This window comes from Cytobacillus firmus DS1, assembly GCF_000565285.1.
In the GTDB taxonomy this organism is placed as follows: domain Bacteria; phylum Bacillota; class Bacilli; order Bacillales; family Cytobacillaceae; genus Cytobacillus; species Cytobacillus firmus_A.
On record NZ_APVL01000006.1, the window covers coordinates 173,256 to 196,323 of the forward strand.

Genomic DNA, 23,068 nt, shown 5'->3' on the forward strand with positions numbered 1-23,068 from the left:
AAATGAAGAGTCCCTAATCATCCTCATGATTAGGGATTCATTAATCATACGGTCATATTTTAATATTTCTCTTTGCAATATTGCTTAGAAATTCCTCATTGTGTTCTCCTAATTTTGGAGGCCCCCCCATTGCTGATTCTATTCCGCCATGCATTTTTACCAAAGGGTAATTTTGGGTAGTATTTAAAATCCCATTAAATAGCGGAAAGTCTTGCAATTCGCAGGTCTCCAATACAGGAGTCAGACAGCAATCTGCTCTTTGGCCAAATTCAGTCCACTCTTTTAATGACCTGCTTTTAAAGAATTCGGTTATCTCCAAAAAGACAGGATTATCAGCAGAGGCAGTGGAAAGATGATAATCAATCCAATCCTCTCTTCCCGCACTCTTACAGAAGTTTATCCAGAACTTCGGCTCGAGAGCAGCAAGTGCAGCAAACCGGCTATCCTTTGTTTCGTAAATAGAATAGGCAACGACTTCACCGTTCAATACCGAAAGTCCTTTAGGATATCCTGTCTTATTCTCAATCAGTAAATGGTTCCCCATGGTGGAAGCCATCACTTCCGCAATGGAAATGCAGTGATGCCCGCCTTGGCCGGACATTTTGCTGGAAAGCAGGGCAGCCAGTATTCTTTCACTGGCTGCCATTCCTCCCATGAAGTCCGCTATTGTGTTGGATGGGTGAACAGGACGGCCGCTGCGGTCCTTCAGCTGGGCAAGGACGCCGCTTACGGCCATATAATTCAGATCATGGCTTCCTAAATATTGATAGCCTTCATTCTCACCGTAGCCTGTAAGAGAGCAATAAACGATATTTGGTTTGTGCTTTTTCACAGCCTCATAATCCAGGCCCAGCTTTTTCATCACACCCGGCCGAAAACTTTCAAGCACCGCATCACTTTCTGATATCAGCATGAGGGCAGTATTTCTTCCTTCTTCGCTCTTCAGGTTAAGTGTAATGCTTTTTTTCCCGCGGTTATTGGCGGCAAACACTGCCCCTGTACCCTCTATTTTGATATCAAGATGCCTTCCGGGATCACCGGATTCCGGTTCCACTTTTATCACTTCTGCTCCAAGCTCTGCAAGCCTCTGGGAAGCAAACGGACCAGGGAGATAGTTGGAAAAATCAATTACTCTTATGCCTTTTAACATCTTGCATTCCCTTCTTCCGGCTATATTTTCCCATCAGCGAACAGATCCTCCAGCTGCTTTCTGAGCATGAACTTTTGAATCTTGCCGCTCGCATTTCTTGGCAGAGCTTCACAGAATACATATTTTCTCGGCCGCTTATAATTGGCGAGTTCATCACTATTCCTGCACAATTCATCGAGTTCTTCTTCAGATAGTGACGGATCTTTTTTGACAACGAAAGCTGTGACGGTTTCACCCCAGCGGTCATCAGGCTGGCCGATCACTGCCACATCCAGTACGCCATTATGTGTATATAAAAGATCTTCCACTTCACGGGGATAAATATTTTCTCCGCCGCTAATGATCATATCATCGACTCTGTCTTTGACATACAAATAGCCTTCATCATCCAGATATCCGATGTCCCCGGAGTGGTACCAGCCTCCATGCATGGCATGATCGGTTGCCTCATCCCGATTAAAATAACCACTCATCATGCACGGACCTTTTACGATGATTTCACCCGTTTCTCCCCGGGGCATCACATCATCTGGATCTGATGGACCATTCTCATTCGGCCTTACAATCCTGATCTCATGGTTTAAACAGGCCTGTCCTGCAGATCCTGCTTTCCGGATTTGATCGTCTTCCGATAAAAACGTAATCGCCGGCCCCATCTCGGTCATTCCATATGCCTGTACCAGGGAGATGCCTAATTTTTCACGGCATGCATAAACAAGAGCAGGAGCCATCGGTGCCGCTCCATACAGTCCCAGCTTCAGGCTTTCCAGACTATAATGGCTTAAGTTTTCCTGCAGCAGCATATTCCACATAGTAGGAGCTGCAAAAAATTTTGTGATTTTCTCTTCTGAGATTAACCGCAATACTTCCTTTGCATCAAAGTGATGGAGGATTGTATTGGCAGCACCCACATGCACTCTTGGCAAAAAGGCACAGTGAAGCTCTGCACAGTGGAACATAGGTGCAGTCACGAGTCCGTTGTCACTGCTTTCAAGCTTTGTCGCTCCAATAACAATCAGACTTTGTTCAGCCATATCCCTGTGTCTGTGGACTACACCTTTTGGCCTTCCCGTGGTGCAGCTAGTGTACATGATTGCGTACAGATCATTTTCATGTATCTCAATGTCTATTTCATCATGTGATGCTGAATCCACCTTTTCCCGGTAGGATGAAGCGAATGGAGGTGCATTGTCATCAATGTACCAGAATTCTGTATGCGGAAAACGCTTAGCAATGGGGGTAATGCCGGATTCCAGCATTTGTTCAAATAACACTACTTTTGGCTCTGCATCCCGCAGAATATAAGCAATTTCTTCTGACATCAGCCTAAAGTTGATCGGATTAAATACGGCGCCGATTTTTGCACAGGCAAAGAATGCTGTAGCAAGTTCCTCGGTGTTAAAAAGGCAGGTTGAAACCCTGTCACCCTTCCTGACGCCTGCATTTATTAACGCATTGGCCAATTTATTGATCTCAAAACTCCATTCTTTATAGGTAAAACGCAGATTTTTTCTGACATCATACAGAGCTACCTTATCCGGAAACTTTCCGGCCGTGAGATCAAAAATTCTTCCGATAGTAGTAGTCATTTTCATTCCTCCCCATTTTTCAATCTAATCGTTCAATAATAGTCGCATTCGCCATTCCAAGACCTTCACACATGGTCTGCAGTCCATAGCGCCCCCCTGTTCTTTCGAGTTCATGCATCATGGTGACCATCAGCCGTGCGCCGCTTCCGCCTAAAGGATGGCCGAGTGCAATGGCACCCCCATTTGGATTAAGCTTTGCCGGATCTGCTCCTGTTTCTTTCAGCCAGGCAAGCGGTACAGGAGCGAATGCTTCGTTCACTTCGAACACATCGATGTCCTCAATAGCCAATCCAGCTTTCTTTAACACTTTCTCTGTTGCCGGTATCGGTCCAGTGAGCATTAAAGCAGGATCCGAGCCCACTACTGTACGCGCCAGTATTCTGAACCTCGGTTTCAATCCAAGCTCCTCTGCCTTTTCACGTGACATAATTAGCAGTGCTGCTGCTCCATCACTAATTTGACTGGAATTTCCTGCATGAATCAATCCATTCTCTTTAAAAACAGTTTTTAAGCTTGCCAATGCTTCCAGAGAGGTTTCCTTTCTCGGTCCAGCGTCTTCTGTTACCGTCAAAAGCTGTCCATCAGACATTGTCACATCCAATGGTTCAATCTCTCTCTCAAATCGGCCTTCAGCCTGGGCATTTAAAGCCTTCTGATGGCTCTCAAATGAATAGCGGTCCAGTTCTTCTCTTGTAAAGCCATATTTTTCAGCAATGCGTTCAGCTGACAAGCCCTGGTGGATGATTTCATGTCTGTCTGTCAGTTTTTCACTGAACCCAGCCCCCTGATAGCTTGATCCGATAGGGACACGGGACATGCTTTCGACTCCGCCTGCGATCACAATCTCCATATCTCCGGCTAGAATCGCCTGAGCTGCAAAATGGACTGCCTGCTGGCTGGACCCGCATTGGCGATCAATGGTTGTTCCCGGTACTTCAATAGGAAACCCTGCTATCAATGCAGCGACCCTTGCAATATCCCCTGTTTGTTCTCCTATTTGCGAGACACAGCCAAGAATGACATCATCAATCATTTCAGGATTCAGTCCTGCTCGTTTCACAAGTGCCTTTAACGCTTCTGCAGCCAAATCATCCGCCCTGATGTCCTTTAGTAAGCCGTTTTTTCTTCCTACTGGTGTTCTGACCCCTTCGACAATGACAGCCTCACGCATGCTTTCTCCTCCTTATAAACCAATGTTCTTCGCAATAATGGTTTTCATGATTTCATTTGTACCTGCATAAATGCTGGCAACTGGTATATCCCTGTATCTCCTTGCAATCTCGTATTCTTCCATATAGCCATACCCGCCATGAAGCTGCATGCATTCAGCTGCAATCTTACGGGCATTTTCTGTCAGCTTCCATTTCGCCATGGAGACCTTTGTAACCACATCTATTCCTGCCATATGCTCTGTGATCAATTGATCAAGGAACACCCTTCCCATCTCAATATCTGTTGCCATTTCTGCTATTTTAAATTGAGTGTTCTGAAACTGGCTGACCGGTTTTCCGAATGCCTCGCGATTCTTTACATAATTTATTGTTAAATTAAGCATTTCCTCTGCAGCCACCTGGGCAGCAATTGCCACGACAAGCCTTTCCTGCTGCAGCTTTTCCATTAAATATAGAAAACCTTTTCCTTCTTCGCCGATCAGGTTTTCTTTCGGAATTCTGCAATCTTCAAAAATTAACTCTGCCGTATCCTGACAATGAAGACCGACCTTGTTTAATTTCCTCCCTCTTGAAAACCCCTCTGTTCCCCTCTCGACCGCAAGCAGGCTTACGCCTTTATGCCCTGGGACGGCATGGGGATCTGTTTTACAGGCTATGATGATTAAATCGGAATGAATTCCGTTGGTAATAAAGGTCTTTTCTCCATTCACTATGTAATGGCCCCCATCAAGCCTTGCTGTCGTTCTGATGCCTGCTAAGTCAGATCCGGCTCCAGGTTCAGTCATGGCTATCGCCGTAATGATTTCACCCGCTGCACACTTTGGCAGCCACTTTTCCTTTTGTTCATCGGTTCCATAAGCAGTAATGTATGGGACGACGATATCATTGTGGAGCCCAATTCCCACCATGCCGGACCCAACCCGTTCAAGTTCTTCATTAATTATGACTGAGAAGCCCCAATCCACATTACTTCCGCCATATTTTTCGTCTATATCAGGGCATAAAAAACCATGCTCCCCCATCTTGCGCCAAAATTCACGGGGAATGATTCTATCCTCTTCCCATTTTTCATAGTTCGGATAGGCTTCTTTCTCTATGAACTTACGCAGAGATTCTCTAAAAATTTCATGCTCTTCCTGCAGATATGACGCTGACATATTATGAACCTCCGAAACTAAATTTTTTTTCATAACACAAAGTAATAACCACCGCCTATGTAAAGGCTTACAATTATATTGTATAATAATTATCTATATTTTTTGAACATTTAAAATTCATTTTCTTAAAAAACCTTTCTTTTAAGGTCCAATTAGCTATTTCGGCTGCATGCGGATGCCTCCATCCAGCCTGATTGTTTCTCCATTTAGCATCGGATTTACTAAAATACTTTCAGCCAGCCTGGCATACTCCTCTGGATATCCCAGTCTTGAAGGAAAAGGCACCATTTTTCCCAATGAATCCCTTGCATCCTGAGGCAGTGATTCAAACATTGGAGTGTTAAACAGCCCGGGGGCAATTGTCATCACACGAATCCCATAACCCGCCAGCTCTCTGGCGATCGGCAGGGTCATGCCAACCACTCCGCCTTTGGATGCACTATATGCTGCCTGGCCAATTTGTCCTTCAAAAGCTGCGACTGAAGCCGTATTAATAATCACACCTCTTTCACCTTGATCATTCGGATCATTCTTTGCCATTTGTTCAGCAGCCAGACGAATGACATTAAAAGTCCCGACCAGATTTATGATTATGACCTTTTGGAACATGTCCAGAGAATGGACGCCTTTTCGGCCCAGCAGCTTTGCGGCAATTCCGATGCCGGCGCAGTTAACTGCAGTATTGATGCTGCCAAATTGTTCAGAAGCAAATGCCACTGCCTTCTGTACGTCTTCTTCTTTTGTTACATCCGTTTTCAAAAAAAGAACATTTTCTCCCAGTTCCGTGATAAGATGAGCGGCTCGGTCTTCCGCCAAATCGGCAATGAGGACTTTTCCGCCATATCCGGCTATTTTTCTCACTGTCGCCTCTCCAAGCCCCGAGGCACCGCCCGTGATTATGGCTTTGCATTCTTTCACTTCCATAATAGACCTCCTTTTATTAATCTGGTATTCTATAAAGTCATTTCCATTTAGAATGGTGGTTTTCCTGCTAGCTGGCTGATTATTTATCAATTCCTTGTAATTGCACAAAAAAAACAGCTCCTTTTCAGAAGCTGTCTTTCTATGCCAAATTTCGATCAGCAAGAATTTCTCTCAGATGCTGCCTGACCCGATATAATTTTGTTTTGACAGTGTTTTGGTTGAGATGGAGAATCTCCGCAATTTCTCTTTCCTTCAGGCCATGCTTTGTTTTAAGAAGGAAAACCCTTTTCTGTTCTTGGGAAAGGGTATCCACATAAGCGTATATCTGCTCCTGAAGCATATTGATCTCTGCTTCCTGCCCGGTATCGCTGTACCTGCTTTCCATGCAGTTCTCAAAATCAATGGAATCCTGTATCCTCTCATTAGTCCTTCTTTCTTTTCGCACAAAATCTATTGCAGTTCTGGTGGCAATTGATGATAACCATGATCCCAGCTTATCCTGATTTTCTATGCTGTCCATTTTTTTATACGCCTTGATCAGTGTTTCCTGTACAACATCCTGTGCAAGATAATGATCCCGGGTAATGCTATAAGCAATATGATAAAGCCGCTTATTGTAGAGTCTGCAGATTTCCCTCATATCCATTGAAGGTTTTATCACTGTAATCCCCCTCTCCTGTAAATTTCCCCTGTATTATTGAAGCCGCTCTTTTATAAAGTCCGGTACTGTTTTTTCAGTGTAGCTCTTAATATCCATTGTTCTTTGTTCATCAAAATAGAATGCAATTATATAGTCCCCTTCAATGTATCCATTTGAATTTCTCAAACTGCTTTCTATTTGTTCTTTATCTGTAATTTTGATTGAAGATTTACTGTCAGACATCTTTTCAAAAACTTCCTCATATGAGTACCCTGCCGCAAAGTTGATATCGATATCCTTCGCTTTTGCAGCCACCGCATATGAAATATCATTGCTATTCACTTTTGCATCATTCAGCAATGACTTTTTTTCCAGCCATTCCTCAAATCTTATATAAGAAGGATTCCAAGTCATATAAGCTTTTTGGCTGTCATTATAATAAATCTCAATATGCGCATATGGCTCGTCGATTCCCTGAAGCTCCTCATAGGAAGCAGTATCCACTTCCTCAGTCAATATCTCAACAGCTTCTTTTAGGTCTCCTTTGTCTGTAATGACTGCCCGCTTTGTAACTGGTCCTGATGGAGTAATCGTGATTTTCGAAGTTTCATCTGCTGATACCTGATAGATTTCATTTGTTGCCATTTTATATTCATCCGATTCATAAATGAGCTTAAGAAATGGCTTGTATTCCTTTTTATTAATCCTGTAATCGCGGACTAGCTTTTCGCCATTTTTCAGTTCATACACGATAAAAACTGAATCACGGCCAGGAATCTGCGCCAGTCTGTTTTCACCTTTGATAATCGTCTCATGAAATCTTCTGACCAAATCAATATTCTCGTATTCTTTCAGATATAATGGTTCCTCATGATCGTTATCACTATAAAGGTAATAACTCTCGCTGAAATGAACCCGTTCAATTTCATTGCTATGCGGTATCCTTTTTTCATACTGAGTCAAGTCGAATTGGAATAAGATCAATAAAGCCGCCATTATGGCTGTATATACCATTAATCCTTTTACATGAATGGTCACTCGCCATGATTTCTGGAGAACCATTTCGGCCGCCGCATATCCAATCAATGCTCCAAACACATATCCCGCCGTAATCCAGGTCATGCCGCCCTGCATCTCACCGAAATAACCGCCCCCAAGAAGCATCGTGCAAAACGTCACACAAAATTTAAATATGGGCTTTGTTATCGGAAAAACTAGCGCGTGGGAGACAGCCTCCATTCTTCTCCTTTTATATATCTGCAATCCAAGAAAATATAGAGACACAATAAGTATGAGATAAATGGCAGCCTCCACAATTGACGGTGTACGCATATTCATCTGAGTAAATGCAATCAAGGGAGAGAACTTTTCGAATTTGCTTTCCATATAATATTGGCCTGGATAGCCGAATAAATAGAATGGCAAATTAATAGAAACTAAAACGATCAGGCCAACAGGGAGCAAGAGAAAAATATACGTTAAGACACCCTGTACCGCTGATAATCCCGTCAGCATTCCCACAGAAACACCTGCAAGGTAAATCACAATATTAAATAAAAGCGTGATGCCCACCCAATTAATGATCTCCCACACTGAATAAAAATCCTGCAAATTCAATGGCTGGTAAAGAACTAGAACAATCAAAGCAATGAGTAAAACCGGCAAAATTAAGAGTATGATTCCTGTTAATGCATATTGATGGAAAATGGATTCCCTTTTAACCGGTAGACTGTGCATTAAATCGCTATATTGTTTTACCTGTGTATACCTGAATAAGAACACAGATAAGGCCACCGGTACTGATATACTAAAAATAAATTGGAGCTGGAAGTTGTATTGAAACAGATTGTCAATGTCTAGGAATTTCTGCTGTTCCTCTGAAGAATTCATTATGATATCAAGAGGAATGGCAAAGAACAGACCGAGAAAATACACAATGGAAACCCAGCCGACACTTCTGAAGATCGTTTTTAAAATTTCCCTTTTAATCAAGGATGTTTTGGACTGCATATCCAATATCCCCCATTTCGTAAATGAAAATCTCCTCTAATGTTAGGGGAAGCATATCGAAAATCACTGGTTTAAATTGTTCAACGTATGACGATATTTCCTTTGCATCTCCCTTTACAATGCAGATCATAATGCTGCCTCTTTTTTCTTTATGGAGTATTTTCAGCGGATCGAAAAGGGCTGGTACAGGCCCTTTAAAGGCAACTTGGATTTTATGTGTATCTGTTTTAAGGTCATCGAGATCTTTTTCCAGAATCATACGCCCATTATGCATAATGCCTATAAAATCACATAGATCTTCAACTTCGCGCAAATTATGAGAAGAAATAAGAATTGTCATTTCTCTTTCAGCAACCTCATCGATCAGCAGGCTTTTCACTTTTTTTCTCATGACAGGGTCAAGCCCGTCCATAGGCTCATCCAAAATTAACACTTCCGGCCTGGCAGACAAAGCAAGGATAAATGCAGCCTGCCTCTGAATGCCTTTTGAGAATCTATGGATCTTTTTATGTATATCGATTTCAAAAATGGCAGCCAGTTCTTCAAAGCGTTCTTCATCCCACCTGCTGTAAATATTTTTATAAAATTGCGCCATCTGTTTAACTGTATATTGAGGCAGAAAATAGGGATGATCCTGAATAAAAAAGATCTTATCTTTCATTTGCGGGTTTTCAAACACCGGCTGGCCGTCAATAGCAATGGACCCTTCGTCCTCTGCATAAATGCCTGCCAAAAGCTTTAAAAGTGTTGTTTTTCCGGCTCCATTGGAACCAAGCAAGCCGTATATGGACCCTTTATTCACTTCGATGCAGATATTTTCGACAGCATCCATCTCCTCTAAAGATTTTCGCACATTACGGATTTTGATCATCTTCTATCCCTCCCCCTATAGCTGCTTCTATTTCCTGTATGAGCTTGAATAATTCATTTTTTGTGATTCCAAGGTATATAGCTTCTGATAAAAGCTTTGAAAGTTCATTTTTCACTTTTTCTATTTTTTCGCTGTTCAGATTGGGTGTCGCTGCACTTACAAAACTGCCCTTCCCTTTTATTGAATAAATATAGCCCTGGGACTCAAGCTCCCTATATGCTTTCTGAATGGTATTAGGATTGATCGTCAGCTGCTGGGCCAGAGTTCGAACGGAAGGCAGCTGTTCATCTGCTGTTAAAACCTCTGTGATGATCAGCTCTTTAAGCCGCTCAACCAGCTGTTCATATATAGGTTTTCGGCTCCTTACATCCAATTCAAACATGCTTACCCTCCCACCTGTATGTAGTGTACTATGATTCCTAGTACAGTTAACACAGTTAGATTATATTACAAGTAATTGGAAAAGAGAAGGGGAAAATTAAAATTTTTATAAAAAGAAAAACTGGTTTAGCCAAAGGGCCAAACCAGTTAAAAGAATCCTTATTTAGCAGATTTCACATTCACCGGAGGCGGAGGCAAAATCATGTTGGAACGCCTGTTATTTGTTGCAATTATATAAACAGCTGCGACTGCGATGGCAACAGCAATGAAGGAGCCGATATTGAAAATCCCTTTTTGCGAATACCAGACAATCGAGTAACCGACAGACCCTGCCAAAAGAGCATAGTAGAAGAATGGGAATAACGTTTTGCGGATGACAGCGCCTTCTTTTCCGACAAGACCCACAACAGCTGATGCAGCAACGACGTTATGGACACAAATCATGTTTCCAGCTGCTCCTCCGACTGCCTGAAGGGCTACAATCCAGGTTGCATCCACCCCAATTTGTGAGCCGACATCATATTGGAATAAAGCAAACATCATATTACTGACTGTATTACTTCCTGCAATAAAAGCTCCAAGACCCCCGATGAAGGTGGCAAAGAACGGCCAGAATTCCCCCGCAAGAGCTGCTGCACCGTTCGCGAGTTCGATCGGCATCTGATTATAGCCTGCCTCTCCCCCGCCGGTATTGATGAAAACCTGTACCATCGGAACAGTAAAAATCAAAGCTGTTGAAGCAGCTACAGTGGTCTTTCCCGAATCTGCCCAGGCTTTTTTGTATGAGCTGGAATTCATTCCATGGATAAAATAAGTGATAACTGATACAAGAATAAAAATCGTACCCGGTAAATACAGCGGCTGGAAGCTAGAAGTAATGCCGGAATCAAAAATGTTTTCAAATTTGACCGTCCATGCCTGAAGCCACCCTAAAAATGGAAGCGATTTCAATCTCGACAATACTAAAAACAGACCGACTAATACATAAGGAGTCCAGGCACGCATCATTGTCATGCTGCCGCTTTTGTGAGCAACTGCTTTGATTTCAAGTTTCCCGGTCCACTCAGGATCCCACTTGGATTTCTCTTCGAAATCCCAAACCTGATCCTTTGGCGGCATAAGAAAGCCTTTTTTAGCTGCAAAAACAACAATTGCTAGGCCAGCTAATCCCCCGATCATTGATGGGAATTCAGGTCCAAGGACATTCGCGACAATAACATAAGGGATTGTCATGGCAAAAGCAGCAAAAAGTGCAAACTTCCAGATTTTTATCCCTTCCGTAAATGATTTATTTTTGCCGAAAAACCTTGTCATTAAAGCTACTACAAATAAAGGAATCAATGTGCCAGCAATCATGTGGAGAATAGCTACTTGTCCTGCGATTTGAGTTACCAATCCAAGCAGGTTATCGGTAAGGCTCGCATTACCCGATAAACCGGTCTGAACGCCGACAAGCATCGGTGTCCCTACAGCACCGAATGACACCGGTGTACTTTGAATGACCATCCCGGCAATAACTGCGGCCATAGCCGGAAAGCCAAGGCCCACTAATAGCGGGACTGCTACAGCGGCCGGAGTACCAAACCCGGACGCGCCTTCAATGAAGGAACCAAACAGCCAGGCTATGATAATTACTTGTATTCGGCGGTCAGGCGATATATCTGTGAATCCCTGACGAATGGTTTTTAAACCGCCGCTTTCCTGAAGGGTATTTAGAAGCAGAATAGCGCCGAAAATAATATAAAGAAGTGTTCCGGCAACAACCAGGCCATTGATGGAAGCAGCGGCAACTTTTGCACCCGACACCTTCCAGACAAATAACGCCAGGACAACTGCTACCAGGTATGAGATTGGCATCGCCTTACTTGCAGGCCATCTCAATCCGACAAGAAATACTGCAACTGCAATAATTGGCAATAAAGATAGTAAAGCTAACATTCCAGTACTCAAATTACATTTCCCCCTTTGTTTTGTAATAACGAACAATGATTGCACTTTGTTGCGGATAGCAAAACATGTTATATAACTATAATGGTTTTGTTATACAACATAGCATTAGGCTTATTTACATTATACAAAGATTTTTCATAATTTCAATAATATTTGGAAAATTAAATCTATGTATTTACACAAAAAAAATTGTATGTATATACAAAAAAATTAGCTCAATATATCTTTTTTTCAAGATATATCGAGCTAATTACTAATTGATTCGGCTTACATGCCCAAGACGTGCTGAAATTCCTTGCCCTGTCCTTACCATTATGGATTTTAATGCATTAAGCCGATCATCTGTCATCCTCATGGTAGGGCCTGAAATACTGACTGCAGCAATAACCTTGCCTAGGTGGTCAAAAATAGGAACGGCAACACAAGTAATTCCGTATTCATTTTCTTCCAGATCAAGAGCATATCCTTTTTGCCTTACCTGCCCCAATTCTTTCATGAATTCTTCTTTATCAGTTATGGTTTTATCTGTATGGACCGGCATCCCTTTTCTTTCAAGAATATCGGACACAATACTTGAAGGCAGGTGTGCCAGAATAGCCTTGCCGACAGATGTGCAATGCATGGGAGCGCGTTTCCCGACTTTCGAATGCATTCTTAATGTCTCATTGCCCTCAAGCTTCTCGATGTACACAACCTCTCCCTGATCGTAAACGACTAAATGAATGACTTCATTTGTTTCATTTTCAAGCTCCTGCAGAAAAGGCCTTGCTTCTGCACGCAAATCGATTGATTCAAGCAGCTTTGAACTGATCTCGAGGAACTTATACCCTAATTTATACTTGCCGGTTTCGATGTCCTGCTCTATATATCCGTATTGAACAAGGGTAGATAGAATACGATAAACAGAGCTTTTATTAATGTCTATCTGATTGGCAATTTCCGTAACGCCAAGACCGGTTTTTTTCAGGCTGATCAATGTAATAATATCCAATGCCCTGCTGACGGACTTGACCATATTTTCTCTTTCCAAAATTCTCACCTCAGGTGCAAAAACATAATTCAATCTCCTTGAATTATACCGTTTTTGCTCTTTCACGTGCCACTGCAAATGTATTTCGCAGTGTTCCAATCTCTTTGATTTCACATTCGATAACATCGCCTGATTTGACCATCTCAGCTCCAACCGGACTTCCTGTAAGGATTACGTCACCCGGCTTCAGTGTCATGACATTAGACAGGTATGAAATCATTTTCCGGATTGGGATAATCATGAGATCTGTGCTGCTGTTTTGCTTTTCTGAGCCGTTTAATTTTGCTTCAACTTTCACCTGAAACGGATCCAGTTCAGTCTCGATTACGGGCCCCAGCGGAGTAAAACTGTCAAAGGATTTGCCAATTGTCCAATGTCCATCATTATGGAAAAATTGCGGAGCAGTAACATCATTCCCCACTGTGTAGCCGAAAACATAATCGAGCACATCTGACTCTGCTACATTTTTTGCTTCTCTGCCAATGACTACAGCCAGTTCTGATTCAAATTTCACCTCTTCAATGCCTTCAGGAATGATAATATCCTCATCAGGCCCGATAACAGAAGATACTGGCTTGAAGAAGAATACTGGAATTTCAGGGAGTGTCTCAGGCAAATCCGATTTCTCGGACACATAGTTGGCCCCGATTCCAATGATCTGATTTGGAACCAGCGGAGCAAGCTGTTTAGCTTCATCCCGGGAAAAGCTCTGGCCGGTATATTCCCAATCGCCGAAAATATCACCTTTTATTTCTTTAAAAATTCCACCTTCTAATACTCCTGCATGTACTGATCCATTAACTTCAAATCTTGTAAATTTCATTTTTATTCCTCTCCCCTCAAATACTTTAAGTCTGCAGATCTTTAGAAAAACAGGGCACCTGCATGCCCTGTTCTGAAATTATTACTGTTTAACAGCATATTTGGACTTCGCTTCAAGACGGCGGCGGTGCAAAATTGGTTCTGTATATCCGTTTGGCTGATCATAGCCTTCGAAAACAAGGTCACATGCTGCCTGGAATGCAACCGATTGATCGAAATCAGCTGCCATTTGGCGGTATGCCGTATCCCCACTGTTTTGTTCATCTACCACCTTAGCCATTTTCTTAAGTGTCTCAAGCACTTGCTCCTTCGTACAGATGCCATGGTGAAGCCAATTTGCAACATGCTGGCTGGAAATCCTTAATGTCGCACGGTCTTCCATTAAACCAATATTATTGATATCAGGAACTTTGGAACAGCCGATGCCCTGTTCAACCCAGCGGACCACATATCCGAGAATTCCCTGTGCGTTGTTTTCCAGTTCTTCTTGAATCTCCTCTTGAGTCCATTGCGGATTTTCTGCAACCGGTATCTGCAGAATTTCATCACGAAGGTCTGAAACTTCCTCCAGCAGCTTGTTTTGCACCTTCTGAACTTCTACCTGATGGTAATGCAATGCATGAAGGGCAGCAGCAGTTGGAGACGGTACCCAGGCTGTATTGGCTCCAGCGTTAAGATGGCCGATCTTCTGCTCCATCATATCTGCCATCATATCAGGCATTGCCCACATGCCTTTTCCAATTTGGGCACGGCCCTGAAAGCCTGTTTCAAGGCCTGTATTGACATTTGATTTTTCATAGCCTTTTAGCCAGGCTGTTGCTTTCATATCATTCTTGCGGATCATCGGGCCAGCTTCCATGGAAGTGTGCATCTCATCCCCGGTACGGTCAAGGAATCCAGTGTTTATGAACACAATGCGCTCCTTTACTTCACGGATGCAGGCTGCAAGATTCAAGGATGTACGGCGCTCCTCATCCATTACACCAATTTTCAGTGTGTTCCGCTCCAGCCCAAGCAGATCTTCCGTCCGGTCAAACAGCTCGTTTGCAAAAGCAACCTCCTTGGAACCGTGCATTTTTGGCTTAACAATATAAATGGATCCTTCTGATGAGTTTTGGTATGGGCCGTTTCCAAGCAATGTATGCTTGCCAATCAGGGAGGTAATTACCGTATCGAGGATCCCTTCCTGCACTTCATTTCCGTCTGCATCCAAAATAGCGTTAATGGACATTAAATGTCCAACATTCCTTACAAACATCAACGAGCGTCCAGGTAATGAAAACTCCTTCCCTTCAGCAGATACATATGAACGGTCGGGATTTAATGTACGTGTCATTGATTTAGAGCCCTTAGTGAAGGCTGCTGAAAGATCACCCTTCATTAAACCGAGCCAGTTGCGGTATACAAGGACCTTGTCTTCAGCATCAACTGCTGTTACTGAATCCTCACAGTCCATAATTGTGGTAACTGCTGCTTCAAGTAAAACATCCTTCACTCCGGCATCATCCGTTTTTCCAATTGGGTGGCTTCTGTCAATTTGAATTTCAAAATAAAGGCCATTATTCTTTAAGAGCACCGCAGAAGGCTGATCCTGCTCTCCCTGGTATCCGGCAAACTTTGCTTCTTCTTTTAGGTTTGCTGTTTCGCCATTGCTCAGAACAACTGCCAGCTTCCCCTCTTCAACTTTGTACTGTACAGCGTCTTTATGCGAACCGCTTGAAAGAGGAACGGTTTGGTCAAGGAAATCCCTGGCAAACGCAATAACCTTTTCTCCCCTTACAGGATTATATCCGCCATCCCTATTTGCCCCATTTTCTTCACTGATTGCATCTGTGCCGTAAAGTGCATCGTACAAGCTTCCCCACCGGGCATTTGCAGCATTGATCGCATATCTCCCGTTATTAACTGGAACAACCAATTGCGGTCCGGCCTTCACAGCTACTTCTTCATCCACATTTTCTGTAGTAATTTTAAAATCCTCGGCTTTTGGCTCAAGATAGCCGATCTCTTCCAAAAATGACTTATAGCTATTAAAATCAAAATCCTTGTTTTCCCTGTGCCATGTATTCAGCTTATGCTGAATTTCATCACGCTTTGCAAGCAATGCTTTATTCTTAGGGGTCAGATCATTTATAAGCGCTTCCAAACCTGACCAGAATTGCTCCTGATCAACTAAGCTTCCCGGCAAAGCCTCGGAATTGATAAATTCATAGAGCTCACTTGCAACCTGCAGGCTTCCTCTTTTAATATAATTCTCCATTAATCATTTCCTCCTTCGATTGCTGCTTTTGATTTCCGCTGTTTCTTATTACGAAACAGCGTTTCTAACTTTCTCTTAAAAAAATAATAGCATGTTTTCAAAAGTAGTTTCAATAATTTTCACACAATTTTATTCTTCTCTGATTTAATGCCAGCCTTTCACAAGGTAAGGCTGGCAATTTTTTATGAAATTGCCTGTGCCTTCATCTCTTTTTTAACTTCGGCACACCTGCCCGGCGATGGGAACAGCTTTCCTGCATTCAGCAAATTATGAGGATTAAAGACTTCCCGGATATCTGTCTGGGCAGCTATTTCTTCTTCTGTGAAAACAAATCGCATCTCTTCCCGCTTTTCTATGCCGACACCATGTTCTCCAGTTATGGTACCTCCAACATCGGCACAGACTTTTAGGCACTGGCTCCCAGCTTCAAGAGCTTTCTCTGATTCTCCTGGTATCCGTGCGTCAAAAAGGACAAGAGGATGCAGGTTTCCATCTCCCGCATGAAAAATATTAGCAATTCTCAACCCCGATTCACTGCTAATCTGGTTGATCCTGCTCAAAACATCAGGCAGCTTGCTTCGAGGGATGACCCCATCCTGAACCAGATAATCAGGAGAAATGGCTCCCATGGCACCAAAGCCTGTCTTACGGTTCGCCCACCATCTTGCTCTTTCCTCTTCACTTCCGGCCGCACGGACTTCACGGACATTCCTCTTTCTGCAAACCTCAAGGATTTGGTCGATCTGTTCCTCAATTCCCGCTGCAATTCCATCCACTTCTATTAAAAGAACTGCCTCTATATCTTTTGGATGGCCTACCGGAAAAGCAGCAGCTTCCACCCCTTCAATAGCAGTCTTATCCATCATTTCAAGGGCTGCTGGCACAATACCCGCAGATATTATATCTGATACTGCCTGGCTTCCATCTTCAACCCGATCAAAGTAGGCAAGGACAGTCTGCTTTCCTTCAGGGTTTTTTAGTACCCTTACAGTTATTTTTGTCACAATTCCAAGGGTCCCTTCAGAACCTGTGATCAGACCCAGCAAATCATATCCGGGAGCATCGGGAATACCGTCTTTGCCAATTTCCACTATCTCGCCATTAGGCATGACCACTTCAAGTCCAAGAATATGGTTTGTAGTAACTCCGTATTTCAGACAATGGGCACCTCCGGCATTTTCTGCAACATTGCCGCCAATTGTACAGCAGTATTGGCTGGATGGATCTGGTGCGTAATAATAGCCTTTATCGGATATTGAGTTCGTGAGTTTCAGATTTACAAATCCAGGCTCCACTACAGCGCGGCGATTTTCAAGATCAACGCTAATAAGTTTTTTCATCCTTACCATACTGATTATTATTTCTCCATTAAGAGGTATGGCTCCGCCGCTCAGCCCCGTACCTGCCCCCCTGGCGAGAAAGGGGAGATTGTTTTCCGAGCAGTACTTGACAATTTCCGCCACTTCTTGTGTATTCTTTGGAAAAACGACTGCCTTGGGCAAGTGCTTATGGATCGTAAAGCCGTCACAGTCATAAGCAACAAGATCTTCCTTCTGGTAAAGAATGGAACGGGTACCGCCCACAATTTCAGCCAAATTTAAGATATGTTTGTCCTGTGATTTAATCCGATCTTTGGTTCTCACTCTTTTCCCTCCTTCACACCGTCTTCCTTTTGGTAAGCCCAGTCAAGAAGCTGGACAGTATGGACAATTTTCTGATTCCTGCCGTATTTTTGAACTCCCATTGCCATTTGCAGCATACAGCCGGGATTTCCCATTGAGATCATTTCCACATCATCTGGAACATTTTCCATTTTGCTTTCAAGTACCGCATTGGCCATTTCCGGATTGGTAATATTGTATATCCCTGCACTCCCGCAGCAACGGTCTGAATTTGGCATGTGGACCATGTCTACACCAGGAATATCAAGGAGAATATCGCGCGGCTGCTGGCGGATTCCCTGTCCATGCGCTAAATGGCAGGCATCATGGTAAGTTATTCTAGTGTTCATTTCAGCCTTTGGCTTTTCATAGCCTGTATCATGAAGAAATTTTGAAATATCCTCAACCTTTTCAGAGAACTCTTCCGCTTTTGCATGCAGTTCCGGGTCTTCCTTAAATAATTCTGCGTATTCCTTCATCATGCACCCGCACCCGGCTGCATTAACAATCACTTTATCAAAGTCTTTGAATGCTTCCATATTCTGCTTCGCCAGCTTCCTGCCCATATCACGGTCTCCCGCGTGAACATGCAGGGCACCGCAGCAAGTCTGGCTTTGGGGAATGACAACATCATTTCCATTTCGGGTCAGTACATTTATCGTCGATTCGTTAATATCACTGAACATAACATCCATAACACAGCCGGTCAGCATCGCAACTTCCTGCTTTGTCTCCCCTTTTGCTTTGATTACTTTTACGTCTTGATATTTCTTTTTTACAGGCTCTTTCACCTCAGGCATGATGGATTCCATATCGACAAGGTGCTTCGGCATGATATTGATTAATTTGGTTTTCCGGACCGCTTTTTGCATGCCGCTTTTTTGATAGAACTTCAGAAGGCCGCCTAGCGTATTTAAGCGATTCTGGTGAGGGAAAAGGTCATGAAGAAAAAACTTGCTGATGGCTCCTTTTACACCAGTCAATGGCATTGCTTGCCGAATCTGGCCGCGTGCTTCCTCAATCAAACCGCCAACATCGACATCAGCCGGGCATGCAGTTGTACAGGCGCGGCAATCCAGACATTGAAACACAGGGTCCATGAATTGCTCATTTACTTGAAGCTTCCCTTCAGCCACAGATTTAATTAAGTGAACACGCCCTCTTGGGGAATGCTGTTCCTGGCCAGTCTGTTCATATGTCGGGCAAGATTCCAGACACATGCCGCAATGGACACAGTCAGCCCATTTCTTTTCGTCGGGCGGATCGCTCCATAAATAATTTCCCAATCCTGATGTACATGGCGGTTCTTGCTTTAAATCGAGTTCCCGCACACTCATTTAAATCCCTCCTATAAATCTGTTTGGATTTAATGTTTTATTTGGATCCACCTTTGTTTTAATGCCTTGAAGCAAAAAGAAATAAGAAGGTTTATTCCCCCACACCTCCACTTTTTTCCTCAGCTTTAAAGGCAGATGTTTGACAATTGCATAGCCGCCTGCTTTTTCAGCAATTTGCCGTACCTGTGCAGCGGCATTGGCTACATCAGACTCTGCACCTCTTATGGTTACTTGACTCAATCCGTGGCCAAGACCTCCATGTGATTCAATTTCTACATTGAATTGATCCTGGAGCAGTTCCGTTTCATTTAACACGTTCACAGCTTCAAGATTTACAGTTCCGATTTTAATGGAGGCTTCTGTTTGAATTGGCAATTCCCCGTCTAACCCATTTGGGATGTGCCTGTAAAACCGGTGCCAAAACAAATCTGCTTTTTCCTTTGGACTTATTAACAATTTCGCATCATCAGGCAGCATATTACTCACGAATTCTTCCTGATAGCGGACAGAGCTTTCCACATCTTCAAAACTCATCGCTATAGTGTAGGCGTTTATTCCGGCAAGCTTAACAGAGAGTGCCGGATTCAGCAGTTCAAGTGAAACAGGTTCAATCATAGAATCCAAAACCTTCACTGCAAATGCTTTAATTCCCTCCAAATTTCCTTTTGGGAAAGAAACAAGAACCAAACTCTCGCATTTAGGTATAGGGCGAAGCTTTAATGTAATTTCAGAAATGACACCAAGTGTGCCCATCGCCCCAATAAATAGTTTATTCATATCATAGCCGGCCACATTTTTTACGACTCTTCCACCGGACCTTATTACTTTTCCATCCGGGTATACAGTCCTTAAACCAATGACTGCATCACGGGCTGAACCATATCCCAACCTTTTGGGTCCGCTTTCATTTACTGCAATGATGCCGCCTATTGTGGCATTTTCTTGCCAATATGGATCGAGAGATATTTTTTGATTATGCTGTGCCAGGTAATCCTGAAGGTCTTTAAAGCGAGTTCCGGCTTTTACTGTTAAAGTCATATCACCGGGCGTGTGTTCGACAATCCCTGTATATTTTTCAAGCGACAGAAGAATATCCGTTTTTTCGATTAAGCCACCGAACCCCCGTTTTGTGCCGCCCCCAATAATATTGATAGTTAAACCATTCGAATCAGCATGTTTAAGTACTGCTGCAATTTCCTCTTCTGTTTCCGGAAAAACAACCATATCTCCGGAATTGCCAAATGGGCTTGAATCTTCATTTTTACTAATCTGGTCTTCTCTTAAATTAGTTTTTAACTCATTTAACGATTCTGCTGCAATCAACCTATCCACCGCCCTTGTTTCGTAATAACAAACAATGTTTCTAGTAATAATCAAAAAAACATCATTGCTCCTGAAGGATACTCATCTGCAATAGCTTCTCAACCAATTCCAAATGGTCAACCATGTTTTGATGTGCCTGATCCGGCTGCTTATTTTTAATAGACAAATAGATTTCCAAATGCTGCTCCTCAATTTTTCTCGCAATATCAGCCCGTGTTTCAAGATAATGGTGAAAATCAATCATGGACTTTTTCAATGTTTCAGAAATGAACTGTACAAATTGGATAAGGATATCATTACCTGCTGCACGCGCAATCGCCATATGAAACTGGTAGTCCTCCTCCCATCCATGGATGGATTCATCGGAAATCAGCCTCTTCATCATTCCTAAATCCTCTTCCGACCTATTTGCTGCTGCCATTTCAGCAAGCCCTGTTTCCACCATTTTTCTTGCCTGGAACAACTCCTGGATGTCTTTAATGTCCGGATGCAAATGCGGATTGTTAAACAGCTTGGAAGAGTCAAACCGGGTTATATAAGTGCCTTCCCCCTGCTTAACATGTACAATTCCTTTTCCCTGCAAAGAGGTTAGGGCGTCCCTGACAGCTGACCGTCCGACACCAAATAACTCACACAACTCTCTTACTGAAGGGAGCTTATCCCCAGGTTTAAAGGATCCTTTGGCAATCATTTCTTCAATTTGCTCAGAAGCAATCTCAGAAATCTTGCGCGTTGAAATCTTTTTCACAATCATCCTCACGCCCCCTTCCTTTGCAGACATCACATATCTGATAAGTTATTTACTATTTAATCATGCTTAATTGTAATAATCAATAAAATATTTTGAATTTATTAAAAATTTGTTTGTTTTAATGGATGAGGTTGAATTTGAGCGCTGGAGGAACTTTGGAATCTGGTGGTGGAAATCTAGGCGAGTGTATCTGAACTTGAGTTAACTTCTGACTCAGGCAGGGGAAATCTGGAAGATTGAGTCAGAACTGGTGACCGCTTCGAACTCAGGATGGGCCTACTTCTGACTCAGATAGAGCAAATTACATAATTTGAGTCAGAACTTTGGCCCACTTCGAACACAGGAAGTGCATATCTCATAATTTGTGTCAGAACCTAGAGCAACTTCGGACACAGGAAGTGCATATCTCATAATTTATGTCAGAACCTAGAGCAACTTCGGACCCAGGAAGAGATAATCTAGTAAACTGAGTCCAAACTTGAGTCTACTTCAGACTCACGCTGTACAAATCCCATAATTTCTTTCCGAACCCGGTTCGTATTGCAAACAGCAAGACAAAATCCACTATATTAAGTTGAAACATCTTCAGTACTCATTCCGCTATAATCAAGAAAGAAATCAAAACAAAAAAACCTGACTTCCACGTCTTCACATGTAAGTCAGGATTCTTTCACTATTCTATAACGCGTACAACACGGCCGTTAAACTTAGTTTTCCAATAGCCGCTGGACATATTTGCAATCGCAACACCCGTAGAGCTTTGAGAACCAATAAATTTACCGCCGCCGAGATAAATGCCTACATGACCGTCCCTTTTGTAGGTATCAAAGAAAACAAGATCTCCCACTCTCATCTCGCTTGATGAAACCTGGCGTCCGGCAAATTTAAGAGAATCTGTGCTTGCCCCGACACTGATCCCTGCCTGGGAGAATGCCCAGTGAACAAAGCCTGAGCAATCGAATCTTCCATTGGCGATATCATAAGCATTTCTTCCGCCGCCAAACACATAAACAGAATTACCGATATATTTATTACCTGCTGTTGTAACAATGCTAATTGCGCTTCCGCCATTGACGCTTGGCTTTGGAGCAGAAGTGCTGGAGCCTTTTGTTTTCTGGGCAGCAGGCTTTTGCGTATTGGCAGCAGCTGTGCCTGATGGTGCTGATGTTACTGACTGGGCTGCCGGTGCTGCCGGTGCTGTCTGTGCCGCAATGCTTTGTTCGATTTGAGCAATCAAAGATGCATATTTGACATCTTCACTCTGCAGCTTTGCCTTTTTATCAGCAATAGAATTTTCCTTTTCTTTTAACTGCTTGATTAATGAGCTATTTTGCTGTTTTTGCTCTCCCATAGAAGCCTGCATGCCTTTTAATTCAGTCATCATGCTTGTTAATCCTGCTAGCTCTTCTTCCACTGCAGCCTTCTTTTCTTCAAAAGCTTTTTTATCCTGTTCCTGTTCTTCCAATAATTGTTTGTCCGCCTGAACAAATGTAGTTACTGCTCCGACACGGTCAACGAAATCACTGAAACTGGAAGCCCCAAGAAGAACATCCAGGTATGCAACTGTTCCGCCGCTTTCCTGAAAAGATTGTGCACGCTGTTTCAGGATAGCACTTCTCTTTTCAATTCTTTCCTCGATGACCGCCATTTCCGCCTTCAATTGATCTACTTCGGCTTTGGTGCTGGCAATATTAGTTTCCGTTTCTGCTATTAATTTATTATTATCTTCAATTGCTTTTTCAACTTTAGCAATTTTAGCATTTAACTCAGCAATTTCTTTTAGTACACTTACCAGTTCCTTATCAGCTTCGGCCAGTGTAGCCTGCAAGTTGGAACGCTGCTGCTGGATTTGGCTTTTCTGATTTTCGAGCTTATTAATTGATTCAGCATTTACACCCGGGATTGAAAAAGCACTTCCAAGCCCAAGAATAATTGTCGTATTTAAAACGAGGAGTCTTTTTTTCAAAGTCATTACCCTGCTTTCTAATATGTACTCGGTCTATTAAAATGCCGTATATAAAACTATTTATCTATGTATAT

18 protein-coding genes are annotated in these 23,068 nt (G+C 42.8%); all 18 read right to left on the reverse strand.

The window, feature by feature from the left end; genetic code table 11:
* Nucleotides 1-52: 52 nt before the first annotated feature.
* Nucleotides 53-1,150, reverse strand: a complete 1,098-nt coding sequence (locus tag PBF_RS09925; protein WP_035329555.1) for a CaiB/BaiF CoA transferase family protein — start codon at nucleotides 1,148-1,150, stop codon at nucleotides 53-55.
* 20 nt (nucleotides 1,151-1,170) lie between these two features.
* A complete protein-coding gene (locus tag PBF_RS09930; protein WP_035329556.1) occupies nucleotides 1,171-2,739 on the reverse strand; it encodes a fatty acid--CoA ligase in 1,569 nt (522 codons plus the stop codon).
* A gap of 19 nt (nucleotides 2,740-2,758) precedes the next feature.
* Nucleotides 2,759-3,910, reverse strand: coding sequence for a thiolase family protein (locus PBF_RS09935; RefSeq protein WP_035329557.1), 1,152 nt, complete (start codon nucleotides 3,908-3,910; stop codon nucleotides 2,759-2,761).
* A 12-nt stretch (nucleotides 3,911-3,922) separates the two neighbouring features.
* The gene (locus PBF_RS09940; protein ID WP_035329558.1) at nucleotides 3,923-5,068 is read right to left on the reverse strand and encodes an acyl-CoA dehydrogenase family protein; all 1,146 of its coding nucleotides are present in this window, start codon (nucleotides 5,066-5,068) and stop codon (nucleotides 3,923-3,925) included.
* Nucleotides 5,069-5,224: 156 nt separating this feature from the next.
* Entirely contained in the window at nucleotides 5,225-5,992 is a 768-nt protein-coding gene (locus tag PBF_RS09945; RefSeq protein WP_035329560.1) for a 3-hydroxyacyl-CoA dehydrogenase, read from the reverse strand.
* Nucleotides 5,993-6,131: 139 nt separating this feature from the next.
* The gene (locus tag PBF_RS09950) at nucleotides 6,132-6,653 is read right to left on the reverse strand and encodes an RNA polymerase sigma factor (protein WP_235192233.1); all 522 of its coding nucleotides are present in this window, start codon (nucleotides 6,651-6,653) and stop codon (nucleotides 6,132-6,134) included.
* Between the two features lie 33 nt (nucleotides 6,654-6,686).
* On the reverse strand, nucleotides 6,687-8,642 hold the full coding sequence (locus tag PBF_RS09955) for a DUF6449 domain-containing protein (protein ID WP_035329561.1): 1,956 nt from the start codon (nucleotides 8,640-8,642) through the stop codon (nucleotides 6,687-6,689).
* Nucleotides 8,617-9,513 (reverse strand): ABC transporter ATP-binding protein, encoded by an 897-nt coding sequence (locus tag PBF_RS09960; protein ID WP_035329562.1) that lies wholly within the window; start codon nucleotides 9,511-9,513, stop codon nucleotides 8,617-8,619. The genes PBF_RS09955 and PBF_RS09960 overlap by 26 nt, the downstream gene beginning before the upstream one ends.
* On the reverse strand, nucleotides 9,497-9,895 hold the full coding sequence (locus tag PBF_RS09965) for a GntR family transcriptional regulator (RefSeq protein WP_035329563.1): 399 nt from the start codon (nucleotides 9,893-9,895) through the stop codon (nucleotides 9,497-9,499). Before PBF_RS09965 ends, PBF_RS09960 begins: the two co-directional genes overlap by 17 nt.
* A 158-nt stretch (nucleotides 9,896-10,053) precedes the next feature.
* A complete protein-coding gene (locus PBF_RS09970) occupies nucleotides 10,054-11,844 on the reverse strand; it encodes an L-lactate permease (RefSeq protein ID WP_035329564.1) in 1,791 nt (596 codons plus the stop codon).
* Between the two features lie 253 nt (nucleotides 11,845-12,097).
* Entirely contained in the window at nucleotides 12,098-12,874 is a 777-nt protein-coding gene (locus PBF_RS09975) for an IclR family transcriptional regulator (protein ID WP_035329668.1), read from the reverse strand.
* Nucleotides 12,875-12,917: 43 nt separating this feature from the next.
* The gene (locus tag PBF_RS09980; protein ID WP_035329565.1) at nucleotides 12,918-13,697 is read right to left on the reverse strand and encodes a fumarylacetoacetate hydrolase family protein; all 780 of its coding nucleotides are present in this window, start codon (nucleotides 13,695-13,697) and stop codon (nucleotides 12,918-12,920) included.
* Nucleotides 13,698-13,778: 81 nt separating this feature from the next.
* Nucleotides 13,779-15,956 (reverse strand): malate synthase G, encoded by a 2,178-nt coding sequence (locus tag PBF_RS09985; RefSeq protein WP_035329566.1) that lies wholly within the window; start codon nucleotides 15,954-15,956, stop codon nucleotides 13,779-13,781.
* Nucleotides 15,957-16,138: 182 nt separating this feature from the next.
* Entirely contained in the window at nucleotides 16,139-17,599 is a 1,461-nt protein-coding gene (locus tag PBF_RS09990) for an FAD-linked oxidase C-terminal domain-containing protein (protein ID WP_035329567.1), read from the reverse strand.
* Nucleotides 17,596-18,954 carry a (Fe-S)-binding protein gene (locus PBF_RS09995; protein ID WP_035329568.1) on the reverse strand — a complete coding sequence of 453 codons (1,359 nt, stop codon included), beginning with the start codon at nucleotides 18,952-18,954 and terminating at the stop codon, nucleotides 17,596-17,598. Before PBF_RS09995 ends, PBF_RS09990 begins: the two co-directional genes overlap by 4 nt.
* Nucleotides 18,955-20,277 carry an FAD-binding oxidoreductase gene (locus PBF_RS10000; RefSeq protein ID WP_035329569.1) on the reverse strand — a complete coding sequence of 441 codons (1,323 nt, stop codon included), beginning with the start codon at nucleotides 20,275-20,277 and terminating at the stop codon, nucleotides 18,955-18,957.
* Nucleotides 20,278-20,338: 61 nt separating this feature from the next.
* On the reverse strand, nucleotides 20,339-21,031 hold the full coding sequence (locus PBF_RS10005) for a FadR/GntR family transcriptional regulator (protein WP_035329570.1): 693 nt from the start codon (nucleotides 21,029-21,031) through the stop codon (nucleotides 20,339-20,341).
* A 670-nt stretch (nucleotides 21,032-21,701) separates the two neighbouring features.
* Nucleotides 21,702-22,994, reverse strand: a complete 1,293-nt coding sequence (locus tag PBF_RS10010) for a C40 family peptidase (RefSeq protein ID WP_035329571.1) — start codon at nucleotides 22,992-22,994, stop codon at nucleotides 21,702-21,704.
* Nucleotides 22,995-23,068 lie beyond the last annotated feature (74 nt).

Excerpts from the sequence above, each read along its gene's own strand:
- PBF_RS09985 (WP_035329566.1), bottom strand. The coding sequence starts at position 15,956 with ATGGAGAATTATATTAAAAGAGGAAGCCTGCAGGTTGCAAGTGAGCTC.
- PBF_RS09965 (WP_035329563.1), bottom strand. The coding sequence starts at position 9,895 with ATGTTTGAATTGGATGTAAGGAGCCGAAAACCTATATATGAACAGCTG.
- PBF_RS09945 (WP_035329560.1), bottom strand. The coding sequence starts at position 5,992 with ATGGAAGTGAAAGAATGCAAAGCCATAATCACGGGCGGTGCCTCGGGG.
- PBF_RS09930 (WP_035329556.1), bottom strand. The coding sequence starts at position 2,739 with ATGACTACTACTATCGGAAGAATTTTTGATCTCACGGCCGGAAAGTTT.
- PBF_RS09980 (WP_035329565.1), bottom strand. The coding sequence starts at position 13,697 with ATGAAATTTACAAGATTTGAAGTTAATGGATCAGTACATGCAGGAGTA.
- PBF_RS09960 (WP_035329562.1), bottom strand. The coding sequence starts at position 9,513 with ATGATCAAAATCCGTAATGTGCGAAAATCTTTAGAGGAGATGGATGCT.
- PBF_RS09935 (WP_035329557.1), bottom strand. The coding sequence starts at position 3,910 with ATGCGTGAGGCTGTCATTGTCGAAGGGGTCAGAACACCAGTAGGAAGA.
- PBF_RS09955 (WP_035329561.1), bottom strand. The coding sequence starts at position 8,642 with ATGCAGTCCAAAACATCCTTGATTAAAAGGGAAATTTTAAAAACGATC.
- PBF_RS10005 (WP_035329570.1), bottom strand. The coding sequence starts at position 21,031 with ATGATTGTGAAAAAGATTTCAACGCGCAAGATTTCTGAGATTGCTTCT.
- PBF_RS09925 (WP_035329555.1), bottom strand. The coding sequence starts at position 1,150 with ATGTTAAAAGGCATAAGAGTAATTGATTTTTCCAACTATCTCCCTGGT.
- PBF_RS09995 (WP_035329568.1), bottom strand. The coding sequence starts at position 18,954 with ATGAGTGTGCGGGAACTCGATTTAAAGCAAGAACCGCCATGTACATCA.
- PBF_RS09940 (WP_035329558.1), bottom strand. The coding sequence starts at position 5,068 with ATGTCAGCGTCATATCTGCAGGAAGAGCATGAAATTTTTAGAGAATCT.